29 protein-coding genes are annotated in these 23,451 nt (G+C 34.4%); 1 reads left to right on the top strand and 28 read right to left on the bottom strand.

Going from position 1 to position 23,451, the window contains the following annotated elements:
- Positions 1 to 242: 242 nt before the first annotated feature.
- The 17 genes from QM717_RS17995 to QM717_RS17915 all read right to left on the bottom strand — a co-directional run bounded on the left by QM717_RS17995 (position 243) and on the right by QM717_RS17915 (position 13,168).
- Positions 243 to 683 (bottom strand): hypothetical protein, encoded by a 441-nt coding sequence (locus QM717_RS17995; protein ID WP_415039605.1) that lies wholly within the window; start codon positions 681 to 683, stop codon positions 243 to 245.
- Between the two features lie 186 nt (positions 684 to 869).
- Positions 870 to 1,163, bottom strand: a complete 294-nt coding sequence (locus QM717_RS17990) for a type II toxin-antitoxin system RelE/ParE family toxin (RefSeq protein ID WP_415039603.1) — start codon at positions 1,161 to 1,163, stop codon at positions 870 to 872.
- Position 1,164: 1 nt separating this feature from the next.
- On the bottom strand, positions 1,165 to 1,407 hold the full coding sequence (locus QM717_RS17985) for a type II toxin-antitoxin system ParD family antitoxin (protein WP_415039601.1): 243 nt from the start codon (positions 1,405 to 1,407) through the stop codon (positions 1,165 to 1,167).
- Between the two features lie 215 nt (positions 1,408 to 1,622).
- Positions 1,623 to 2,345, bottom strand: coding sequence for a hypothetical protein (locus QM717_RS17980; protein ID WP_415039599.1), 723 nt, complete (start codon positions 2,343 to 2,345; stop codon positions 1,623 to 1,625).
- Between the two features lie 637 nt (positions 2,346 to 2,982).
- Positions 2,983 to 3,360, bottom strand: a complete 378-nt coding sequence (locus tag QM717_RS17975) for a hypothetical protein (protein WP_415039581.1) — start codon at positions 3,358 to 3,360, stop codon at positions 2,983 to 2,985.
- Between the two features lie 404 nt (positions 3,361 to 3,764).
- Entirely contained in the window at positions 3,765 to 4,271 is a 507-nt protein-coding gene (locus QM717_RS17970; RefSeq protein ID WP_415039597.1) for a hypothetical protein, read from the bottom strand.
- Between the two features lie 195 nt (positions 4,272 to 4,466).
- A complete protein-coding gene (locus QM717_RS17965) occupies positions 4,467 to 4,943 on the bottom strand; it encodes a hypothetical protein (RefSeq protein WP_415039595.1) in 477 nt (158 codons plus the stop codon).
- 173 nt (positions 4,944 to 5,116) lie between these two features.
- Positions 5,117 to 5,746, bottom strand: a complete 630-nt coding sequence (locus tag QM717_RS17960; protein ID WP_415039593.1) for a tetratricopeptide repeat protein — start codon at positions 5,744 to 5,746, stop codon at positions 5,117 to 5,119.
- A gap of 179 nt (positions 5,747 to 5,925) precedes the next feature.
- On the bottom strand, positions 5,926 to 6,426 hold the full coding sequence (locus QM717_RS17955; RefSeq protein ID WP_415039571.1) for a hypothetical protein: 501 nt from the start codon (positions 6,424 to 6,426) through the stop codon (positions 5,926 to 5,928).
- 1,518 nt (positions 6,427 to 7,944) lie between these two features.
- A complete protein-coding gene (locus QM717_RS17950; RefSeq protein WP_415039591.1) occupies positions 7,945 to 8,526 on the bottom strand; it encodes a nuclear transport factor 2 family protein in 582 nt (193 codons plus the stop codon).
- A 166-nt stretch (positions 8,527 to 8,692) separates the two neighbouring features.
- Positions 8,693 to 9,295, bottom strand: a complete 603-nt coding sequence (locus tag QM717_RS17945) for a hypothetical protein (protein ID WP_415039589.1) — start codon at positions 9,293 to 9,295, stop codon at positions 8,693 to 8,695.
- Positions 9,296 to 9,464: 169 nt separating this feature from the next.
- On the bottom strand, positions 9,465 to 9,944 hold the full coding sequence (locus QM717_RS17940) for a hypothetical protein (protein WP_415039587.1): 480 nt from the start codon (positions 9,942 to 9,944) through the stop codon (positions 9,465 to 9,467).
- 145 nt (positions 9,945 to 10,089) lie between these two features.
- A complete protein-coding gene (locus QM717_RS17935; protein ID WP_415039586.1) occupies positions 10,090 to 10,557 on the bottom strand; it encodes a hypothetical protein in 468 nt (155 codons plus the stop codon).
- Between the two features lie 149 nt (positions 10,558 to 10,706).
- Complete coding sequence (locus tag QM717_RS17930) at positions 10,707 to 11,294, bottom strand: hypothetical protein (protein WP_415039585.1); 588 nt, start codon at positions 11,292 to 11,294, stop codon at positions 10,707 to 10,709.
- A gap of 407 nt (positions 11,295 to 11,701) precedes the next feature.
- Positions 11,702 to 12,049, bottom strand: coding sequence for a hypothetical protein (locus QM717_RS17925; RefSeq protein WP_415039583.1), 348 nt, complete (start codon positions 12,047 to 12,049; stop codon positions 11,702 to 11,704).
- A 163-nt stretch (positions 12,050 to 12,212) separates the two neighbouring features.
- Positions 12,213 to 12,590, bottom strand: a complete 378-nt coding sequence (locus QM717_RS17920) for a hypothetical protein (RefSeq protein ID WP_415039581.1) — start codon at positions 12,588 to 12,590, stop codon at positions 12,213 to 12,215.
- A gap of 173 nt (positions 12,591 to 12,763) precedes the next feature.
- Positions 12,764 to 13,168, bottom strand: coding sequence for a hypothetical protein (locus tag QM717_RS17915; protein ID WP_415039580.1), 405 nt, complete (start codon positions 13,166 to 13,168; stop codon positions 12,764 to 12,766).
- Positions 13,169 to 13,876: 708 nt separating this feature from the next.
- On the opposite strand from QM717_RS17915, the gene QM717_RS17910 reads away from it, so the two are divergent.
- Entirely contained in the window at positions 13,877 to 14,101 is a 225-nt protein-coding gene (locus tag QM717_RS17910) for a hypothetical protein (protein WP_415039578.1), read from the top strand.
- Positions 14,102 to 14,774: 673 nt separating this feature from the next.
- Here QM717_RS17910 and QM717_RS17905 read toward each other — a convergent pair.
- The 11 genes from QM717_RS17905 to QM717_RS17855 form a co-directional block, all read right to left on the bottom strand.
- Positions 14,775 to 15,269 (bottom strand): VOC family protein, encoded by a 495-nt coding sequence (locus QM717_RS17905; RefSeq protein ID WP_415039576.1) that lies wholly within the window; start codon positions 15,267 to 15,269, stop codon positions 14,775 to 14,777.
- Between the two features lie 178 nt (positions 15,270 to 15,447).
- Complete coding sequence (locus QM717_RS17900) at positions 15,448 to 16,035, bottom strand: hypothetical protein (RefSeq protein WP_415039575.1); 588 nt, start codon at positions 16,033 to 16,035, stop codon at positions 15,448 to 15,450.
- A gap of 229 nt (positions 16,036 to 16,264) precedes the next feature.
- Positions 16,265 to 16,540 (bottom strand): hypothetical protein, encoded by a 276-nt coding sequence (locus QM717_RS17895; RefSeq protein ID WP_415039573.1) that lies wholly within the window; start codon positions 16,538 to 16,540, stop codon positions 16,265 to 16,267.
- Between the two features lie 609 nt (positions 16,541 to 17,149).
- Positions 17,150 to 17,650 (bottom strand): hypothetical protein, encoded by a 501-nt coding sequence (locus tag QM717_RS17890; RefSeq protein WP_415039571.1) that lies wholly within the window; start codon positions 17,648 to 17,650, stop codon positions 17,150 to 17,152.
- 186 nt (positions 17,651 to 17,836) lie between these two features.
- Positions 17,837 to 18,154 (bottom strand): hypothetical protein, encoded by a 318-nt coding sequence (locus QM717_RS17885; protein WP_415039569.1) that lies wholly within the window; start codon positions 18,152 to 18,154, stop codon positions 17,837 to 17,839.
- A gap of 304 nt (positions 18,155 to 18,458) precedes the next feature.
- On the bottom strand, positions 18,459 to 18,827 hold the full coding sequence (locus QM717_RS17880; protein WP_415039542.1) for a hypothetical protein: 369 nt from the start codon (positions 18,825 to 18,827) through the stop codon (positions 18,459 to 18,461).
- Positions 18,828 to 18,993: 166 nt separating this feature from the next.
- Complete coding sequence (locus QM717_RS17875) at positions 18,994 to 19,467, bottom strand: hypothetical protein (protein WP_415039567.1); 474 nt, start codon at positions 19,465 to 19,467, stop codon at positions 18,994 to 18,996.
- A gap of 169 nt (positions 19,468 to 19,636) precedes the next feature.
- On the bottom strand, positions 19,637 to 20,074 hold the full coding sequence (locus QM717_RS17870) for a hypothetical protein (protein ID WP_415039565.1): 438 nt from the start codon (positions 20,072 to 20,074) through the stop codon (positions 19,637 to 19,639).
- A 713-nt stretch (positions 20,075 to 20,787) separates the two neighbouring features.
- Positions 20,788 to 21,732, bottom strand: coding sequence for an NUDIX hydrolase (locus tag QM717_RS17865; protein WP_415039563.1), 945 nt, complete (start codon positions 21,730 to 21,732; stop codon positions 20,788 to 20,790).
- A gap of 165 nt (positions 21,733 to 21,897) precedes the next feature.
- Entirely contained in the window at positions 21,898 to 22,299 is a 402-nt protein-coding gene (locus tag QM717_RS17860; RefSeq protein WP_415039562.1) for a hypothetical protein, read from the bottom strand.
- A gap of 213 nt (positions 22,300 to 22,512) precedes the next feature.
- Positions 22,513 to 23,319: a hypothetical protein gene (locus QM717_RS17855; protein ID WP_415039561.1), complete on the bottom strand. Its 807-nt coding sequence runs from the start codon at positions 23,317 to 23,319 to the stop codon at positions 22,513 to 22,515.
- Between the last annotated feature and the right edge of the window lie 132 nt (positions 23,320 to 23,451).

Here is a 23,451-nt window from a genome sequence, read left to right as displayed (position 1 = left end):
AACGTTTTGGTTATTACATCTCGTCAACAAAACTATCATTTAACGTTAGGCCGCTAAGCGAAGCGGCGGAAATGGGAGCAGAGTTCCCTCTGCTAAGATAATATTTTCTTGGTTTTGACAAACGCTCAACAACCACAAAACTAGCCGGTTCGCTTAGCGGCGGTTGTAGGCAGTTGCGTTCATTTACATTAATCCCAATAATGAATTGCTATATGTAATAATAAAAAGCTTATCTCTATTCTTTACTTTTCTCCCATTTTAATACTATCTGAAACTAATCCAGAAGATATTAAATATTCCCGCTTACGATTGACATAAATGTATTTATACTTTTGTGCAAAATTCCTTTTTACAATGATTTTTTTTCCAGTTGAATTGTCAGTTATTTTAGTGTCATATAAGTTATTTATTCGAATGTATTTTGCGTGACCATAATTCGGATTTGTATTTAAGATACTATCGTAAATTATCTCGCGATTATTTATAATTGTATATTTTTCTCCCGAGAATCCATTACCAAACTCCAGCACTGAATATTTCGATTCTTCAGCATTATAAAAATTCAGGAATTTCTTTTTGACATGATCGAAAGAATCACCTTCATAATCTTTAAATTCATTTCTATAGCTTTTGCAGTTACATAAGAAAGCTAAAAAGACAAAATATGACAAATACTTTTTCATATTACTTTTTTGAAGATTTCGTTTTTACACGGATTTTCAGCAATTGCCTACAACGTTAGGCGCATTTGCGCGGTAGCGACAAAGCGAACTGAGTTGTCTCTGCCGAAGATAAATGTTTTTCGTGAACTAACAATTTTCGGCTATAAAAATCCAGCTACTGTGTAAATGCGCGGTTATGTGAGGTTCCTAGATTTTACTTTTTAAATCCATCATTCCGTGCAAAACTCTAGCTACCTCAATTTCATTTTTCGAAATTTCTCTGTAGAAAATAATATGTTCACCACATTTATAGCCAAGAATATCTATCGAAGTAATTTTATAGGATTTCCCAAGTTGTGGATTATTTGCCAAATCCATGCAAGAAGCCATTATCAAATTGTAATATTTCTCAGCCTGGTTTTGTGACCATTCTTCAACTGTATAATCCCAAATATCAATTAAGTCGTTCAGCGCTCTGTTTGTAAAATGATATTTTGCCATTTTACTTTTTTCTAGCTTTCAGTGATTCCAGGAATTTTTTAGGATCAAAATCTTTGGCGATTCCGCTATCAATTCCTTCTTGAAGCGCATTTCGTAAAGCAACGATTTTATTTTCTTCATCTTCTAGCAGACGTAAACCCGCCCGAACTACTTCGCTTGCGTTATTGAATCGACCATTACTGATACTATTTTCAATGAAATCTTCGAAATGATTTCCTAGCGATATTGATGTGTTCTTTCCCATGGCTGAATAAATTTTAGGCAAGTTACCAAAAAATGGTAACAAGCGCAATTTTCAACGTAAAGTTTTTCGGAATCTCACATAACGTTTCGCGGCTTCGCGTCAGTAGCGGCAAGTTAAGAAAAAATAGTAAGCAGAAGACAAGGTTTCAGGAATCCGTTAGGATTCCGGCGCAATGCTTGCCAGCTATTGCGCGAAACCGCTGTTAGCGGTAGTTATTATAATGGAATTGTATGCTTCTCAATAATTTTTTTGTTCTTTCTATAAAAATCATCAATATACTCATTTTTTGAAAAAAATATATTTCTTACGTCATTGAATATTTCTTTATATCTTGAGATGGCAGTACCACGATTAAGGTAGATAGCAAAAATATCAGATGAGTTTAATCCTTCGTAGTTATTCATTCTGATTAGGGTTTCTAAATAAGTTTCGTCCAATAGATTCAAAATTTTTAACCAATCAACTTCTATTCTATTTATAACAGAAGTGTCTGAATAACCAAATATTTGATGCCCATTCACTCCTTTAATTTTTTGGGAGTATTCATTACAAAATGTTTTAAGAATTGGATTTTGATAATAGTTATCTATGCCTTCGCAAGTTTCTCGTAATTTATTTAGGCTATGTGAAAAATTCTTTACATCGATGTTTGGATTATATGATAATAAAAACAATTTCAATAGTTTTTCTATGCAATCGCCAGCAGTTTTTACGAGTTTACTAATTATGAAAAATTGATTTCCAGTTAAGTACAATGCTCTGAATGTATAATAATCTTGATAAGCACTTTCTGAAAAATAAATGCTTTTCATATAAGGTTCTAATTCGTGATTTGTATTATCCTGAAGAGTTATTCTTAAAATTGGATTGCTGTCTTCTGATTGTAAAACAATGTCTTTGGGAGGTTCAGATTTTTTTATTGTTGACGGAATTTTCATTAATAACTGTATTTGAATTTTGAAACGGTGAAATAATTACCGCTAACGTTTCGCGCAACTACGCGGGCGCGAAAAAGCGAACTGCGTTCTCTCTGACGAATATAATGTTTCTTCGTGAAAATAGAACGTTATAGCCTGGAAAATGTAGCGCTCGCTTAGTTGCGCTGTTATATGGCGGCGCACCAAAATAAATCTACACGCAATGCAATTTTTTTAAACCTGGGAATTTTAATTTTTAGGAAAAATGCCCTTTAGTTGACAAATCTTGCTGGAAAAAATGACATAGAAACTCGACAAAGGAATTGACAAAGAAACTCTACAAAGTAATTCGACAAAGTTTTAGTTTTGAATTTCCGCAATCCAGAAGGAACGTTCTATCTTAGACTAACTTGCTCGTTGGCACTAAACACCCCGGCTTGGATTCTACGCAAAGATTAAAAAATTGACAACAAGATTCAAACAACAACCGATGACAAATTTCAATTTTGACGACGAAGTTCAGCGCTGTCATATAACGTTATGCCGCTAGGCGAAGTCGCGGCCATGCGGACTGAGTTCGCTCTGCCGAAGATAACATTTTCTTCGTGAATACAAAACGCTGACGCTACTGAAAACCAGCCGGTTAGCTTAGCGGCGGTTAGCTGCTGCCACTTAATTTCAATAAGTCTTTAATTTCTTCTGACGTTTTTCTATCCCTTTCAAGTTTCTTGTGCAACTTTATCAGTGTGTCTAAATCTTTATCCGCTAAAAGTAAATCACTATTTTTTAAATCTACGTCTGAATTAGCTAATATTAGTTCTTTCTGTATTAATGTTTTTATTTCATCAATTGTATATTGTTTTTCAACTTCTTGTTCAGCACTTTCAATTTCATCAATTTTATAGTGTCCGAGCGATTTTTTTACTAGTAAACGAACAAATGCTAAAACAATGAAAATGCATACTAATAAAAATAAAATTATTGTACTGGTTCCGTTGTCATAAACTTCGTCTCCTCTAGACATTCCTTCGTGCATACTTTCTATTTTTTAGTTTCTTCCGTTGCGGTTTCTCGGTGGTTGCAGCTAACGTTAGGCCGCTAAAGCGAATTTGTGAAGCCAGCGGACCGAGTTGCTTCAGCCGAAGATAGAGTTTTTTCGTGAAGAAAAAACTTTCCGCAACTACAAAACGAACAAATTAGCTTAGCGGCGGTTAGCTCGCAGGTTGCCGAGCTTTTAAAACGGCAAATTTTGCGTTAGCCAAAGATTGCAAAATTTAAGTTTGGAAAGCGTCGCAATTTGCAGCTAACGTTAGGCCGCTAGGCGCAGTCGCGGCCAAGCGAACTGAGTTCTCTCTGCCAAGATAATATTTCTTCGTGAATAATGAAAGTTCAACTTACCAAAAACCAGCGCACTGCGCCTAACGGCGGTTATGCGGCGGTTTATGGTAAATCTTGTAAGCCTATCTTTTTATCGCCACAATTTACATCATAGCCATTTAAAGGATTCTTGTTTCTGTTATAAAAGAACTTTATTAAAACGGATGTGTATGAACTTGAAATCTCATAACAGAACTTTTTTCTTTCACAAAAATCTAAAACTTTGATAATTGCTTCATCCAGTTGTTTTCTAGTAGATAAATCAAGTATTTCAAAATTGTCTTTTTCTACTAATACAAAATATACTTGTTGATGGCTTGCTAATGGAGCAAACTGGTAAAGACCATCTTTTAAATCTCCTTCTTTTTGTTGATTTATTGATCCAGTTAGAATAAAAGTATTGTATTCTCCAGATTTATATTTTTCAGCCATTTCAAGTTGCATATTTTTATTCGCAACCATAAAATCTATGACTTCGTTCTTAAGTTCATTGAAAGTCAATTTTTCAGATTTTTGACTTAAACCAGAGAAAGTAATCATGAAGACTAACGCAAGGGTTATATTTTTCATACACATATTTTTTGAAAAATGTTATTCCTACTGATGGAGTTCTAAACTGTCGCATAACGTTATGCGCATTTACGCAGCCGCGACAATGCGGATTGAGTTTTCTCTGCCGAAGATAGAACTTTCTTCGTGAAGATGAAAGTTCAACTTACCGAAAACCAGCGCGCTGCTTAAATGCGCGGTTATGCGCTTTTGAAGCTAATCCTCATCTTCGGTTTGATAATGTTCAATCATACTCATCAATGAATCTGGGAGATAAAGATAGATTTCATTTTGATCATAGAAATATCCATCATGCATTGCTCTATTCCAATATTGCCTCGCTTCTTCATAATATGGTATAGTTAATCTTCGCATTAGTTCTGCGAATTCCGCGAAATCTGTAACTTCGGGGCCTGAATAATCCCTTTCATGAAACCTTCCAACATCTAATAAACTTGCTAGGTGAACAGCAGCTTTTGCGCCAACAAATTCACGAAGTGGTAAATCAGCACAATCAGGATGCTTTGCTAGTTTTTGGCAAGACATTTTATGATGACAGATTCTAAAATTTGTACTTCTTCTTTTTGGTACAGTACCATCATACTTTGAAAGCCACTCAATCCAGCCTTGATCAGGATTTTCGATTACACCATGGCATGTGTCACATAAAAATTGGGTTAATGGTTGCAGCATATTTTTAATTTTAGGTGGATGTTCAATTCAATTGCGCATAACGTTAGCTCGCTAACCGAAGTGGCGGAAATAGGAGCAGAATTCTCTCCGCTAAGATAATATTTTCTTGGTTTGAACAAACGTTCAAGCCACAGAAAACCAGCCATTTTGGTTAGCGAGGGTTACCTGCAGTTTTAATAATTAAATACTTTTTTTAGCCAAGTTTCTTTGTCTTGTAGAATTCCCAATTTCTTATGATAAGTAAATCCAGAAGTTTCCTCGCTAGCATTTTTCTCAGCCAATTCAGCATGAATTTGAGCTAAATTATTTATTCCTTGAAATTCATACATTACTGATAAAATAAAATTTACTTTAAACTTTTCAATCGGAAAAACCATCGTATTTTGTCTTTCAAGTAATATATTTTTCAGTTGGTCATATTGTGAAGTGTAATTAAGTTTGACAATTAATTCTGCGTAATTTAAATATGCTTGAGTTTTTACATTTGGGTAAATTTTTTCAAAATCAATTGCTCTTTTATAATATTCAATGGCGATATTCTCGTTTCCAATTTTACTATAAATGTCACCTAATATTTTTAATGCTGTACTTTTATTAAAACTGTCATCAGGATATTCTGTCAACATTTTATTTAATAAGGATTCGGCAACCTTTAATAATTTTTCATTTTCAGTTTCGACTAACTCAATTGCTTGTATTTTTAAATATTGTGCTCGGCCATCTTTTCTGGTTTTTGAAAGTTTTGCAAAGAATTCTTCTTCGTCGATTTCTGTCCAGGTTTTTCTTCTATACCATTCTGTCATGTTGTTAGTTGTTGTAAGCGTGTTCAAAAATTGCAGGTAACGTTAGGCCGCTAAGCGAAGCGGCGGAAATAGAAGCAGAGTTCTCTCTGCTTAACTGAGCGAAGTTATGAAAACTTCTCGTTCAATCACCAATGAACCAGCCGGTTCGCTTAACGGCGGTTGTAGGCAGTTGCGTTCATTTACATTAATCCCAATAATGAATTGCTATATGTAATAATAAAAAGCTTATCTCTATTCTTTACTTTTCTCCCATTTTTAATACTATCTGAAACTAATCCAGAAGATATTAAATATTCCCGCTTACGATTGACATAAATGTATTTATACTTTTGTGCAAAATTCCTTTTTACAATGATTTTTTTTCCAGTTGAATTGTCAGTTATTTTAGTGTCATATAAGTTATTTATTCGAATGTATTTTGCGTGACCATAATTCGGATTTGTATTTAAGATACTATCGTAAATTATCTCGCGATTATTTATAATTGTATATTTTTCTCCCGAGAATCCATTACCAAACTCCAGCACTGAATATTTCGATTCTTCAGCATTATAAAAATTCAGGAATTTCTTTTTGACATGATCGAAAGAATCACCTTCATAATCTTTAAATTCATTTCTATAGCTTTTGCAGTTACATAAGAAAGCTAAAAAGACAAAATATGACAAATACTTTTTCATATTACTTTTTTGAAGATTTCGTTTTTACACGGATTTTCAGCAATTGCCTACAACGTTTCGCGCAACTACGCGGGCGCGAAAAAGCGAACTGAGTTCTCTCTGACGAATATAATGTTTCTTCGTGAAAATAGAACGTTATAGCCTTGAAAATCTAGCGGTCGCTTAGTTGCGCTGTTATATGGCGGCGCACCAAAATAAATCTACACGCAATGCAATTTTTTTAAACCTGGGAATTTTAATTTTTAGGAAAAATGCCCTTTAGTTGACAAATCTTGCTGGAAAAAATGACAGAGAAACTCGACAAAGGAATTGACAAAGAAACTCTACAAAAGTAATTCGACAAAGTTTTAGTTTTGAATTTCTGCAATCCAGAAGGAACGTTCTATTTTAGACTAACTTGCTCGTTGGCACTAAACACCCCGATTTGGATTCTACGCAAAGAAATTAAAAAATTGACAACAAGATTCAAACAATAACCGATGACAAATTTCAATTTTGACGACGAAGTTCAGCGCTGTCATATAACGTTTCGCGCAACTACGCGGGCGCAAAAAAGCGAACTGAGTTCTCTCTGACGAATTTAATGTTTCTTCGTGAGAAACAAACTTTCTTGCCTGAAAAATCCAGCGCTTGCTTAGTTGCGCTGTTATAAGCTGTGCCTTTTAATATATCTTTCAATGCTTTTATAAATCAAAATAGCTAATAACAGAATAATCGATAAATAAGCACAAAGTTTTAAGATAATTTGAAAAAGATAACTTGGTGTGGATTTATTCAGGGCATAATTTTCTGCCTTTGAATATACGGATGATTGATCAATAAGTATGTAAGCAACAATCAGTACATTTAAGACAGCAATTAAAAAATGTATTTTGAAAAATTTTGAAAAAGTATGTTTAGGGCTTACCCTGTCTAATACAATCTTTATTAATAAAGGTGAAAGAAATATAAAGCATTCGTACCATATAATTGAAAATTCTGTAACTCTTATTGTATAATCATGATTTGATAGATATGTTTGATTACTTAGAGCTATTAAAATTAATATTGAACAAATGCAAGTTGCTGAGTATTGTATTATATCGTTTTTCAAATTTTGCATAGAAAAATATGTTTGAAGCAGATTAGTTCTTTGGCATTGCTTATAACGTTAGGCCGCTAAAGCGAATTTGTGAAGCCAGCGGACCGAGTTGCTTCAGCCGAAGATAGAGTTTTTCCGTGAAGAAAAAACTTTCCGCAACTACAAAACGAACAAATTAGCTTAGCGGCGGTTAGCTCGCAGGTTGCCGAGCTTTTAAAACGGCAAATTTTGCGTTAGCCAAAGATTGCAAAATTTAAGTTTGGAAAGCGTCGCAATTTGCAGCTAACGTTAGGCCGCTTTGCGCAGTTGCTGATCAAAGCGAACCGAGTTCTCTCTGCCGAAGATAGAGTTTTTTCGTGAATAAAAACGTCCCGCAACCACAAAACCCAGCAATTGCTGCAAAACGGCGGTTGGGCGAATTCTTGCTAATCTAAAAATCATTTTTCTAAGCGATAGTCAATTGCATGGGCTGATTTAATTTTCCAATTGTTGTTTTCTTTTATATAAATATCAACCCAGGAGATGATTTCAGATTCGATTTCTTTGGTTTTCGAATTGACATTTTTGATACTGTTTTTATAACTCAGAATAGCAAGATTATCGTTTATAAATTCAAGGCAAACATTCTCATATTTTACAAATGTTATTTTCCAGTCATCGGGTTTGACTCTGTTTTCAATGTAGTCTTTTCGATTGAAGAACTCTCCAATTCCTTTGAATGTAAAATCTTTTGCTAGAATGGAATCAAATTCCGCTGGATTTTGAGATTGCATAGCTAAAGGCCATTTTCTCTTTACTGTTAGAATTTCTTTGGCTTCGTTTTTTAAATCATTTTCAGAGTTTTCAATCAAAGTGAATTTCTGAATGTCGACAGTTGGAGTTGAATTTTCAAGTTGAATTTCTGAGATTGAGAATAAATTTCGTGATTTTTGAATTCCACTTTTATTTTCTATCTGATTGTTGTTACATGATAGAGTAATAATTGAGATTGCGATGCCGACAAATTTCATTCTAATCATGATTTATTGATGTTGTTTTGAGAGTTCGCCCAACGTTAGGCCGCTAACCGACGGTGCGGCAAAGCGGGCTGAGTTCTCTCTGCCAAGATAAAACTTTCTTCGTGAATTCCTGATTTTCAACTTAGAAAAATCCCGCACTGTCGGTTAACGGCGGTTATGGGCTGGCTCAAGTTCCTATTTTTACTAGTTTAGGAATGCCAGTTTGAAAGTTTAATTTATAATGAAGTTTTCGTTCGCCATTCTGAAAATTAAATGTTCGATCCTTTATTGCGAATTTATAAGTCACAATAAATTCTCCGTTGTTTTTCAATTTTGTGATTTTAGCTGTAGAATCATAGTTATTTGGGCTAGAATCTATATCTTTTTCTTTCCAGATTGGAATTTCTTCAATTATATCTGGGGAAATTATAAAATCGTTCCATTCGTTTGAACTCATATCACCAATTATAAGTTTGTCAGAATTTCTAGAATTTTCTGTATGTAAAATTGTCCATTTTTTGATTTGAATTAGTTGTTCTTCTTTATTCCATCCCTTTTCAAATTTCCCTGAACCAAGATTATAATTAATTCCGTTTTTATCTACATAAGTATATTTTATTTCATGTACTGCTTGTTGGAAATCATCCCAATAATGGACATTACATATTAATTTTCCACCAATCTTTTGTGGTAAAGTCTCCACGTACGTTTTATCTTGTAACAAATCTTCAACTTTTCCTTGGCAGGAAATTAATATTGATATAAATAATATTGAAATATATTGTTTCATGTTTCTTATGATGATGTTTTCGGAGCTTGCCCATAACGTTTCGCGCAACTACGCGGGCGTGAAAAAGCGAACTGAGTTCTCTCTGACGAATATAATGTTTCTTCGTGAAAGTAGAACGTTGTAGCCTGGAAAATCTAGCGCTTGCTTAGTTGCGCTGTTACTGGCTGTGCTAGTTATTAAACTTTTTAAGAATAAATGTTTTTTCAAAAATTCCTTCATCACCAACTTTCATTGTGCTCCAATCAGCTTGTGGTAAATCTTCCACAGAGACTTTTTTTTCTGTCATTGAGAATGATAAAGAGCCATCTTCTAGGAGCTCAAATTTAAATATCCTGAATTGTGTTGATGGAACTTTTTCCCATTTTCCTTTTGACCAAGCATCTATAGCCGAAAAATTTTTTACCCACGAAATCAAAATTTTATTGTCATTGATTTTATACGGTTTGATAAAGAAATAACTCGCATTTTCATTTTTAGAATAAGCCCAATTTTCATTCTTGTTTAACAAAATCATCTTACCGCATTGTAATTCAAATCCAAAATCTGGATTAGCCCATTTTCCAAGGAAAATTTCTACGGGGCAATCATTTTGAGCATAAGCCGCGCTTACAAATAATAAGGTTAAAAAATAAAATTTGATTTTTTCCATAGGTTTTGAGGCATTGCCAGTAACGTTAGGCCGCTTCACGCCGTTGCCGATCAAAGCGGACTGAGTTCTCTCTGCCAAGATAATGTTTATTCGTGAAAACGAATGTTCAATTTAAAGAAATCTCGGCAATGGCTTGAAACGGCGGTTATATGCCGTTTCTTCTTCTGGGATCATTTTTTTTAACTCCTCTTAATTTCTTTTTCAGTTCCTCTTTGGTTAAATATTTTGTGTATCCTGTTTCCAAATATTCTCTCCAATGTCTAAAATTTTCTAATGATAAAGCAAACCCCATTTGTGGGTTATCCCAATCATAAATTACTTCTGCAATTAATTCATGTTCCTTTGTATTTCCACCCCAAACGAAAAATTCAGAAAAAGATAGGGCAGAAGCTATAGTGTTAACATCTATGGCTGAGAAATTCCCATCAATAAAATCATCACAAATTTTAATCAAATGAGTTTTCGTTATTTCAAATTCTCCATCTTCAATTTGCTCAATATAAATAGAACTTACATCATAACTCGTTTGCTTTTGGCTGCCATCTAAATCTTTAAATAATTCTTCGGCAGTTATTAAATTTTCGAAGTATTCTTTGAGTTTTTGTTCTTTCATATTGCGGTTTTTGAAATGGCATATAACGTTAGGCCGCTTCACGACGTTGCCGAAAATGCGGGCTGAGTACTCTCTGCCAAGATAAAACTTTCTTCGTGAAAACGAGCGCCCAACTCACCGAAATCTCGGCAATGTCGATGAAACGGCGGTTAGCGGCTGGCAATCTTTCTTGTTATAAATCTCTTTCTCCAAAAGCTTAATTTCAGATTTGATATAATCTCGAAAATAAGTTTGTTTCGTTCCTCAAATTGTAATTTTCTATTTTCTAAAGTTAACGATGCAAGCCTAACCTTTTCAAAATCTATAGTTTTATTGAGTTGTATTACTTTTAAAATTCTCGGATAACCGTTTAAGACGATTGTTACATATTGTTCATTTTTTAAAAAAGATAAATTTTGACTTTGTATAAAATCTCCATTTGCATTGTAAAAAGGCAACCAATCTATCATTCCATCTATCCATTCAATTGCGACATCAACAGGTAAATAATTTTTTTCTAAATAAAATAGTTCTTCGTTAACCAAGTCAATGTACTCGAAAGCAAGTGTTTCATCAGCTTCGCCATAGCATTTTAGAAATTCTCTAAAGTCATTTATACATTTACTCATTGTAGAAAAATGAATTTGCTTTTTTGACCAGGCATAAGTAATCCATATGCCAATTAGTGAAAAACTAGTAATAATATATGATATAAATTCTATTAAATCTTTATAATTGTTAATTCCAAAGTTCATCATGTCATGATTATTTCTAATTGCTTGCCGCTAACGTTAGGCCGCTAAAGCGAATTTGTGAAGCCAGCGGACCGAGTTGCTTCAGTCGAAGATAGAGTTTTTTCGTGAAGAAAAAACTTTCCGCAACTACAAAACGAACAAATTAGCTTAGCGGCGGTTAGCTCGCAGGTTGCCGAGCTTTTAAAACGGCAAATTTTGCGTTAGCCAAAGATTGCAAAATTTAAGTTTGGAAAGCGTCGCAATTTGCAGCTAACGTTAGGCGCATTTGCGCAGTCGCGGCAAAGCGGTCTGAGTTGTCTCTGCCGAAGATAGAGTTTTTTCGTGAAGAAAAAACGTCCCGCTACCTAAAAACCAGCGCACTGAGTAAATGCGCGGTTATATGCCGTTTCTTTAATTGATTTTGTATAGTTTCATTTTACTTTTTTTAAGTAAAAACTTTTGCTGTAAACTATTCCATTTTTTTCGAGAAACATTTTCTTTCCAATAATTTTCAAAATCAGAGTATCAGCTGAAAATCCGGTCTCTGTTGGTTGAAAATAGCAAGTTACCTTTCCGTTTTCTTTTTTCCACGTTCCTTTGGAATCAATTCTGATTGTATGAATTTCATTTTTCTCAACAGTATAATTTGGATTCAATTTGATTTGAAACAATGCACTTCTATCTTTTGAATGTTCAGTATTATATATTCCATAAATGCTTTTATTGCATGAGGTAAGCATAAGCAATACAAAAATAGTAATTGGAAGCTTTAGTTTCATTTTCAATGGAATGTTGAGTTTCTAGGAAATGGCATATAACGTTAGGCCGCTTTGCGCAGTTGCTGATCAAAGCGGACCGAGTTCTCTCTGCCGAAGATAAAGTTTTTTCGTGAGGAAAAACGTCCCGCAACCACAAAACCCAGCAATTGCTGCAAAACGGCGGTTAGCTGCTGCCACTTAATTTCAATAAGTCTTTAATTTCTTCTGACGTTTTTCTATCCCTTTCAAGTTTCTTGTGCAACTTTATCAGTGTGTCTAAATCTTTATCCGCTAAAAGTAAATCACTATTTTTTAAATCTACGTCTGAATTAGCTAATATTAGTTCTTTCTGTATTAATGTTTTTATTTCATCAATTGTATATTGTTTTTCAACTTCTTGTTCAGCACTTTCAATTTCATCAATTTTATAGTGTCCGAGCGATTTTTTTACTAGTAAACGAACAAATGCTAAAACAATGAAAATGCATACTAATAAAAATAAAATTATTGTACTGGTTCCGTTGTCATAAACTTCGTCTCCTCTAGACATTCCTTCGTGCATACTTTCTATTTTTTAGTTTCTTCCGTTGCGGTTTCTCGGTGGTTGCAGCTAACGTTTCGCGCAGTTACGCAGGAGCGTCAGAGCGAACTGAGTTCTCTCTGCCAAGATAAAACATTCTTCGTGAAAGACGAGCGTTCAACTTACCGAAATCTAGCTCTTGCTTAACTGCGCTGTTACCGGCTGGCTTTTTTGCATTTAATTTTTTCAGTTGTCTTATAAATTTCTCCTGGGAAAGCATCTGAAGAATAATATGTTTTCTGTACTTCACATTCACAATTATCTTTTTTCAAATTCAACACAACAATTCTTGGTCCCAATGGATGATTTCCACGTCCCCAATTTGTAATTGTAAAGCCTTTCTTTTTCAATATTTGCACTAGAATAAGCTTTTCATCTTCATCTTTGCTCACAATTTCTTTTGACTTCAAATCATATAAATCCTCAAGTTCTATAAACTTGTCATTAGAATTTTCAATTGCAAAGTCTACAACTTTTTCATTAAATTCTGTTGATTGCTTTTTAGTCTTTTCATTACACGAGAAAAAGAAAACGGATATGAATATTAATATGTATTTCATTTTGAAATGTAGGGTTTAAAGCTTGCCGGTAACGTTTCGCGCAACTACGCAGGCGCGAAAAAGCGAACTGCGTTCTCTCTGACGAATATAATGTTTCTTCGTGAAAGTAAAACGTTGTAGCCTGGAAAATCCAGCGCTTGCTTAGTTGCGCTGTTATATGGCGGCGCACCAAATAGATTTACGCGTAATGCAGTTTTTTTAAAACCTGTTGATTTTGAATTTTTAGAAAAATGCCCTTGATTTGACAAATCTTGCTGGAAAAAATGACAAAGAAACTCTACAAAGGAATTGACAAAGAAGCTCTACAAAGTTTTAATTTTCAATTTCCGCAATCCAGAAGGAACGTTCTATTTTAGACTAACTTGCTCGTTGGCACTAAACACCCCGGCTTGGATTCTACGCAAAGAAATTAAAAAATTGACAACAAGATTCAAACAACAACCGATGACAAATTTCAATTTTGACGACGAAGTTCAGCGCTGTCATATAACGTTTCGCGCAACTACGCGGGCGCGAAAAAGCGAACTGCGTTCTCTCTGACGAATATAATGTTTCTTCGTGAAAGTAGAACGTTGTAGCCTGGAAAATCCAGCGCTTGCTTAGTTGCGCTGTTACATGGCGGCGCCCTCAAAGTGATTAAAAGATTATGCGCAAAACAAAAAAATGCTAATTAGTATTCCAGTCACACTTCTTTAAAATTAATTTCATTTGAAGAATGAACTTGTGGAAAGACAAAGTTTGGTACAAAGTGATTCGACAAAGATTTTCCGCAAAGTATTTCGCCAAAGATCTTCGATTCCAGTTTTGCGCAATCCAGGAAATGGAAAGTTTCTACTTTGGAGAAATTTACTTGTGCGCACAAAACCCACCGGCTTGGTTAAACGCAAAGAATTTAAAAAAAGGCAAAGAAATTCGACAAAGAAATTAAAATGAGAATTTCCAGTTTTGACTAATGTTGCTTGTTTGAATCAGCGCTGTCATGTAACGTTTCGCGCAACTACGCGGGCGCGAAAAAGCGAACTGCGTTCTCTCTGACGAATATAATGTTTCTTCGTGAAAATAGAACGTTATAGCCTTGAAAATCTAGCGCTCGCTTAGTTGCGCTGTTATATGGCGGCGCACCAAAATAAATCTACACGCAATGCAATTTTTTTAAACCTGGGAATTTTAATTTTTAGGAAAAAAGCCCTTTAGTTGACAAATCTTGCTGAAAAAAATGACATAGAAACTCGACAAAGGAATTGACAAAGAAACTCTACAAAAGTAATTCGACAAAGTTTTAATTTTCAATTTACACAATCCAGAAGGAATGTTCTATTTTAAGTAAACTTGCTTGTAGGCACTAAACACCCCGGCTTGGATTCTACGCAAAGAAATTAAAAAAATGACAAAGAGATTTAAGTAGCAACCGATGAGAAATTTCAATTTTGATGACGAAGTTCAGCGCTGTCATATAACGTTTCTCGCATTTGCGCGGTCGCGGCCAAGCGGAACGAGTTTTCTCCACCGAATATAAAACGTTTTTCGTGAACTAACAATTTCCGGCTACAAAAAAGCCAGCGATCGCGTAAATGCGGTGTTAGCTGTAGCCCGAATTGTTTTCAGTTTATTTGTTGTTCAATTTTTCGGCAAATGCAATTATGTGTCCGTCAATGTCTGCAAAATAGCAAACTTTGTCGCCCCAATCTCGGTCTTCAATTTCACTTATTAGTGTTGCTCCAATTTTTGTTGCGTTTTCAAATTCGAGTTCAATGTTGTCAACATAAAAATATAATTCACATCTTGGTATTCCGTTTCCTTGGTCTGGATGTGGTGTTTTGTCCGAAAGTATTTTCGCAATTCCTTTGTTTGGCATTAATCCCAATTTGCAGTTTTCGGCAAGTTTGAATTCTGTCATTCCAGGAACATTCAAGTCAGGTTTTTGTCTGAAAAGTTTTGTGTAAAAGTCGGCACTTGCTTGTTGGTCGTTTACGTAAAGAATTGTTTCTATTAGTTGAATATGGTTCATTTTATGTGTTGAATTTTTCTCATTGTTATTTGTCGTTTGGTGGCAACTATAAAAAGCAATTGCAAAGACCATCAATATTATTATTTTCTTCATTTTTCAATTTTGGTACTCGCTCGGAACGGGTTACAGCTAACGTTAGGCCGCTTCACGACGTTGCGGATCAAAGCGGACTGAGTTCTCTCTGCCGAAGATAAACTTTATTCGTGAAACAACAATTTCCGGCTACCTAAAACTCCGCAATGGCTTGAAACGGCGGTTATGAGCCGTTACACTATTGACCTTGTTCTCTTCTTTGACTTTCCTCGACAAATTTTTTATGAAATTCTTCATTATTCGGTTCTTTAATCGTATTGATTAATGCATCACGATATTTTGGGTCATTTCTATATTTAATTTCAGCTAGCATTGTATATGGAACAAACATTAATACAATTCCAATTATTCCAAAAATCATGGACCGATTTAAAATCTTACTATAATATTCTGACTTTTGATTAGAGTTCTTTATAAATGAAATTATACATACAACAGCCAATCCAATTAAGCCGAGCATTAGATTCGCCCCTGAACCCGGCCAAAACATAGCTGTAAAAAGTATCCCAATCATTGTAAGTGAAATTGAAACTCCAGCGCCAACAGCACCAATTATTTTAGACTGGCTTATATTTCTATAACTTTCCCTGTTGAATATTTTTCGAAAACCGATGTTATTAAATATTGCGAACCCTAACCAGAAATACAATATTGAGAGTATCATAAATGCAAAAACAAATAATAGATTTTGTCCAGGAATTGAACTAAAACTTAAAAGGAATGACAGGATTGCAATAATAACTAAAATTGGCTCAGTTTTATTCATGTCTAATTTTTTGGTTGTTGTCTTTAGTAATGGCTCATAACGTTTCGCGCATTTGCGCAAACGCGGCGCAAGCGGAAATAGTTTTCTCTGCCTAAGATAGTGTTTCTTCGTGAATTCTAGAAGTTCAATTTACCGAAAACGAGCGCTTTGAGTAAATGCGTTGTTATATGGCGGCGCACCAAAGCAAATCTACGCGCAATACATTTTTTTAGACAGAAAGTTTGTGATTTTAGGATAAAAGCCCTTGAACTGAAAAAACTTGCTGGAAAGAAATGACAAAAAAACTCGGCAAACTATAGAGAAGAAGCACGACAAAGTAATTCGACAAGGTTTTAGTTTTTAATTTTCGCAGTCCAGAAGAAAACGTTCTATTTGGATAAACTTGCTCGTTGGCACTAAATACTCCGGCTTGGATTCTGCGCAAAGAAACTAAAAATAGACAAAGATATTCAAGCAGCAAACGATGAAAAAATTCAATTTTGACGGCGAAGTTCAGCGCTGTCATATAACGTTTCGCGCATTTGCGCAAACGCGGCGCAAGCGGAAAGAGTTTTCTCTGCCGAAGATACAGTTTCTTCGTGAAATCTAAAAGTTCAATTTACCGGAAACGAGCGCTTTGAGTAAATGCGCTGTTATATGGCGGCGCACAAAATTAGATTTATGCGCAATTCAATTTTTTTAAATTTTGATAGTTTTGACTTTTAAAACAAATTCACTTTAGTTAGATAAACTTGTTGCGAAGAAAGGCAAAGAAGCTCGACAAAGAATTAGACAAAGAAATTCTACAAAGTTTTACGTTTTTGATTTTGCGCAAACCAAGACAAAACATTCTATTTTCGATAAACTAGTTTAGTATTACAAAACACACCGGCTTGGATTGATCGCAAAGAAATTTAAAAAATGCACAAAGAATTTCAAAGCAATTAAAAGAAGAATTTTAATTTTTACGACGAAGTTCAGCGCTGTCATATAACGTTAGGCGCATTTGCGCAGTCGCGGAAATGCGGACTGAGTTTTCTCTGCCAAGATAAAACTTTCTTCGTGAAAATGAAAGTTCAATTTACCGAGAACCAGCGCACTGAGTAAATGCGCGGTTGTAGGCAGTTGCGTTCATTTACATTAATCCCAATAATGAATTGCTATATGTAATAATAAAAAGCTTATCTCTATTCTTTACTTTTCTCCCATTTTTAATACTATCTGAAACTAATCCAGAAGATATTAAATATTCCCGCTTACGATTGACATAAATGTATTTATACTTTTGTGCAAAATTCCTTTTTACAATGATTTTTTTTCCAGTTGAATTGTCAGTTATTTTAGTGTCATATAAGTTATTTATTCGAATGTATTTTGCGTGACCATAATTCGGATTTGTATTTAAGATACTATCGTAAATTATCTCGCGATTATTTATAATTGTATATTTTTCTCCCGAGAATCCATTACCAAACTCCAGCACTGAATATTTCGATTCTTCAGCATTATAAAAATTCAGGAATTTCTTTTTGACATGATCGAAAGAATCACCTTCATAATCTTTAAATTCATTTCTATAGCTTTTGCAGTTACATAAGAAAGCTAAAAAGACAAAATATGACAAATACTTTTTCATATTACTTTTTTGAAGATTTCGTTTTTACACGGATTTTCAGCAATTGCCTACAACGTTTCGCGCAACTACGCAGGCGCGAAAGAGCGAACTGAGTTCTCTCTGACGAATATAATGTTTCTTCGTGAAAGTAGAACGTTGTAGCTTGGAAAATCCAGCGCTTGCTTAGTTGCGCTGTTAGCCGCAGAACTAATTTTTTTTATCCAAATCTAAATTATATAGTTTGGCAGCCTGCTCAATTTCTTCATCTATACTTGAATCAATTGAAAACTCATAGAGAGTCCATTTGTCATTAGGCTTATATAACTTAAAGATAAATCTCATTGGCTGCCTATCATATTTCACCAAATAGGAGTAAAGAATCAAGCTTTCGGAAAATTGTTTCTTTGCAATTAACTCATTGCCATAATATTTTCCAATATAGTCAATCGTATATTTGCCGACCTCGTTTTTTATTTGTTCAATTCCATCTTTGATTCTCGAAGTCCAAGGATTTGTAGCATACATTTCATCAATCGCTTTCGAAAGGGTTTTTAGGATATTCTTTAAAAAAATTGTTGACTATATCTTCGGACTTAGTTTGTCCAATTGAAAAAGATGTTGAGAAAATTAAAATTAGAAGTAATACGGATTTTTTCATGTTTGTTTGATTTTCAGGTTTTGCGGCTAACGTTAGGCCGCTACGCGAGGTTGCGGAAAAGCGGACTGAGTTGTCTCTGCCGAAGATAAAACTTTCTTCGTGAAAATGGAACGTTCAAGCTACGAAAATCCCGCAATCTCGTCGTAGCGGCGGTTGGCCGAAGTTCCTTGACTAATAAGGAATATTTCTAATAACTTTTCCCTCAGAATTTTTTATATTAAATTCTTCTGTAGTCAATTTTTCAATTTTATATTTCCATTTTGAATTTTGATATTCAATAGTAATTTCTCGATTTACTGTATCCAAAAAATATTTAGATTTAATTGTTTCACTAAGTTCCGGAGAATTCATTTGAGTGATTACTTCTCCATTTATTTTATAAGTTGTCTTCTCAGAAATCGGATTGTTTTGATCATTTGTGACATCTCTTAATTTCCAACTATGATTTGTCAATTCTTTATATTGAAAATTATTCTTCTCACATGATATAAGTGTGAAAATCAATATTGTGAGCGAAAATATTTTTGAAACTTGATTCATGTTACGATTTCGTTTTTGGAATTTCGGCCAACGTTAGGCCGCTTCACGCGGTTGCGGATCAAAGCGAGCTGAGTTGTCTCTGCCAAGATAATATTTCTTCGTGAACTAGCAATTTCCGGCTAAGAAAAACTCCGCAATCGCTTGAAACGGCGGTTGAGCGCTGTGGTTACTTTTCAAAATAAGATCCAATTATAATTTCATCTTTTGTCAAAATATCTCTGATACTAGAATTCCATTCAATTAACCATTCTGCCGCATAACTTCCCGCACCATCTGAAAATTGACCTTTAAGAATATGATCATTTGGGCTTCCATGTATAATTCTAAAAAATCTTTTATTCACATCATCTCCAAGCCAAGGATTATACATGTTATCGATTTGAAGATTATAAGTTTTGTCACCAATTTTCAGGATTGCTTTGGAGAGTTTATATTTTGGTATTTCTCCATCTGAGCCAAATAATGGAGCGCCATCAATTCCAATAACATATTTACCATCATAATCTATTTTATGCTCTTTTGGATTAAATACTTCGCGTTTCAATTCTAAAGAGCAATTTTCTTCTAGTTTAATGACGACGGAATTATTTTGGGCTTTGGAAGCTATTGTGAAGAATATTAGTAAAATTATCGTTCTCATGGTTTCTGGTTTTCTGCCATAGCGCTCAACGTTAGGCGCATTTGCGCAGTCGCGAAAATGCGGACTGAGTTTTCTCTGCCAAGATAAAACTTTATGCGTGAAAATGAAAGTTCAACTTTCCGAAAACCAGCGCACTGCTCAAATGCGCGGTTACCTGCTGGCATCTTGTTTAAACAAAAGTTCTTGGTCCACCTTCAAATTTCCATTTTGAAATAGGTTTAGGTATTTCCAAAAACCAATTTTCTGTTTGGTGAATTTCTATTGTCCATTCATAAGTATACTTTTCCATTAACTCTGTTTCCAAATGTATGGTGGCGCTCGTCCAATAAAGTTTCTTTAATACGTCTTCAAATTTATCCAGCCATTCACTCCAATAGTCTTCAACCGATTTGTAAGATGCTCCAAAAACGATTATTTGTTCTCGATACATTTTATCTTTTTCAGGATCGGGAACCAAAAACATATTTCGCGTAATCCATGGAAATACATTATCGTCTGAAGGTAAATTTGAAATGATAGTTTTATTCAGTCTTTGAAGTTTATGATAGTCCTCGGTTTTCCAAGTTGCACCAACAATATTTCCATATACTTTTGTAATATGTCCCATTTAAGTTGTTGTTAGACGTTTGGTTGTTATGCTTGCAGGTAACGTTTCGCCTGTAAGCGAAGCGGCGAAAATGGGAGCAGAGTTCTCTCTGCTCATTGCAGACGAAGTTATGGAAAAAAGTGTTTCGATTTACCGAGAACCCGCCGTTTCGCTTACAGGCTGTTATATGGCGGCGCACCAAAGTTGATTTACTCGCAATTCAATTTTTTAAAATATGAATATTTTGCTTTTTAGAATAAACGCACTTTAGTTAGATGAACTTGCTAAAAAAAAAGACAAAGAAACTCTACAAAGAAATTGACAAAGTATTTCGACAAAGTATTTCGACAAAGTATTTCGACAAAGTATTTCGACAAAGTATTTCGACAAAGTATTTCGACAAAGTATTTCGACAAAGTCTTCACGTTTGATTTTGCGCAATCCAGGAAAATCGTTCTACTTTGGATAAGCTAGATTAATTGTTCAAAACGTACCGGCTTGGATTAAGCGCAAAGAATTTTTAAAAAATTGACAAAGAATTTCAAAGTGATTAAAAGAAGAATTTTGATTTTACGACGAAGTTCAGCGCTGTCATATAACGTTTCGCCGGTAAGCGAAGTTGCCGACCAAAGCGAGCCGAGTTCTCTCTGCCGAAGATAATATTTCTTCGTGAAATCACAACTTCCGGCTACCAAAAACCGGCAATTTTGCTTACCGGCTGTTAGCAGCAGTCGTTAGATGATTTCTGGGAGATAATTTATAAATATTATAGAAATCAGAAGTAAGAGCCACAACAAGATAAATAAATATGTAATTCTGTAGTCCATGCCTCGTCGTGTCTTATCATCTAACATGCTTTTACCAACTTCGTCACTTTGAAAATACTCAATTTTTTGTTTGTATGAAAGCTCCATAAAGTTGTGAAGATCAATAGTTAGTGAATTGGTATTGAAATTTAGGTTCTTGTCTAGTTTATGTAAATGTAGGATACAATACCAAACACCAAATCCTCTTTTTTTAGTTATTCGAAATCCAAAGAATAGTAAATAAATTCCAATTGGAAAAAGTAGCATCGAAAAATAAGGTTTTTTTGTCGTTGCAATGAACACTGCGATAGAGAACAAAATCGATTGAGTCGTTAAAAAAAGAGATCTATAAGTTTGTAATAAAGATTCTTGAACAGACCACAATGAAATCAATCTGGAGTAAATTTCATTTTTTTCTTCGGTTTTAGATATTTTTTCTTTCATATGATTTGCTGCGATTATCACCCTGAAATCTTCTATGTTTCTTAAAGAGACTTCATTGATAAGTGTTTTGAGTGTCATTGAAATAGGTTCGAATTCTGAACTAGATGATTTACTAGTTTTCTCGACTTTACAAATAAAAATATATACTAATTCGTTAGTTATTCCGGCCGAGGTAGTATATTTTCCGATAAATTCATTCTCAATCACGCTGAACCCTATTTCCTCCTTAATTTCTCTTTCGAGAGCTTGTAAAGGGCTTTCGCTTTTTTCAATTACACCACCTGGAAGTTCTAGATGATATGATTTATTATTCCTTCTAGAATTAATTAAAATTACGTCATTGTCAGTTACGCATAAAGCACAAACACTTCCTGGATGAATAATATATCCATTGAAATTTTCTCTTTCGATTTTTGTGATGTGATCCATATCGTTAATGCGATTGCTGCTAACGTTAGGCCGCTAAGCGAAGCGGCGGAAATAGAAGCAGAGTTCTCTCTGCTTAACGGAAACGAAGTTATGAAAACTTCTCGTTCAATCACCAATAAACCAGCCGGTTCGCTTAACGGCGGTTATGGGCAGCCGATTCATAGTCTATTCTGGATCAAGTTGTAAAATTATCCTGTCTGAGTTTTCAATAATTTTGACTTTTCGTTTAAAATGAAAATTTGTTATTGCAGCGAGTTTGTTTGCAAAATTTGTGTCCTGTTCAAAAGAATTAAAAACCATCTTGCCTGATTTGATACTTATTTCATTTTTATGATTTTTCAACGCTTCATCGTATTTTTTCAAAAAAAGGCTACTAGTTAAAGATTCACAAGATCCAGAACTTGAAACTCTGAACATGTAATCGCCTTCAATGAAATGCATTATATAAAATTTACAATTTGAATCAATTTTGATATCGATGAATTTCCAATTTTCTGTGGCGTGCTCTAGTTTATTTTTACAGCTAATCACAATCATTATGCACAAGAGGTATAATATTTTCTTCATGATTTTGATTCTATGAATTAGACGTTTTTAGTTTATGGCTGATTTCGATTAGCTAGGTTGCCCATAACGTTAGGCCGCTTTGCGCAGTTGCTGATCAAAGCGGACCGAGTTGTCTCTGCCGAAGATAGAGTTTTTTCGTGAAGAAAAACGTCCCGCAACCACAAAACCCAGCAATTGCTGCAAAACGGCGGTTATAAGTAGTTTTATTGTGGATTAAACTTTCTTTTCCCGCAATTCAATTTTTTCAATAGTTTTTATTCCATCAAGAATTAATTTGATTTTGATTCCAATAAGAGATAAGTATTTACCTTTTCGGAATTCAGTCATAATCCCAATTAATCGATAATCAATTGACAACTTATTTTCACTTTCATCCAATATCATTAGCCAAACTCCGCAGCCACTGATACCATAAAAGTGTGTTCCTGTTTTTTCAATTTCGCCTGTTTTAATGTTTTCACCTTTACCTTTCATTTCAAACATATAAAAGTGTTTTGGATCAAACTTATAGTAATCATAAACTTTTTGAGAACTTGGGTTGACATAATACGCTTTTGCGACTGGCTCAATTTTATCATCTATGTTTGCTAAACTTTTTTCCGGATAGCCCATCACGCAATAATTTGTCCCTTCAACAAGTTGATTGTGATTTCTAATTTTTGATATAGGTAAAAATATATATGGCTTCTGTAGATCCGGCAAAATTCTTTCGTCAATTTTTACATATGCCAAATCTATTTTATCATCTCTTTCCAAATCAGTTTCTCTCAACTCGCCAACTAGGGAAACATAATTAGTTTCATTAATTCTGATGTAAAGTTGATTTTCATCCGACCAATCTTTCGTGACATGAGAAGCGGTTACGAGAAAATGTATATCGCCAACGACTATAAAGATTCCTGAGCCATGTGGTTGAAGTTTTCCATTTTTATCTTTGACTAATAGCTGACATGTATGACGTAGAATATTTTCACCAGTCATTTTATTAATTAAATCGTCAATTTCTTTGGTAAATTTCACGTCTTGATAAAATTACTTATAACGTTTCGCGCAATCTGCGCCGTTGCGGAAATAGGAGCAGAGTGCTTTCTGCTAAGATAAAACTTTCTTGGCTTTGACCAACGCTCAATTGCCTAAAAACCATCAATGGCG

It is taken from the genome of Flavobacterium sp. (genome assembly GCF_047602195.1).
Taxonomy (GTDB): Bacteria; Bacteroidota; Bacteroidia; order Flavobacteriales; family Flavobacteriaceae; genus Flavobacterium.
The sequence above is the reverse complement of the archived record's forward strand: the minus strand, read 5'-3'. Positions and strand labels throughout refer to the sequence as shown.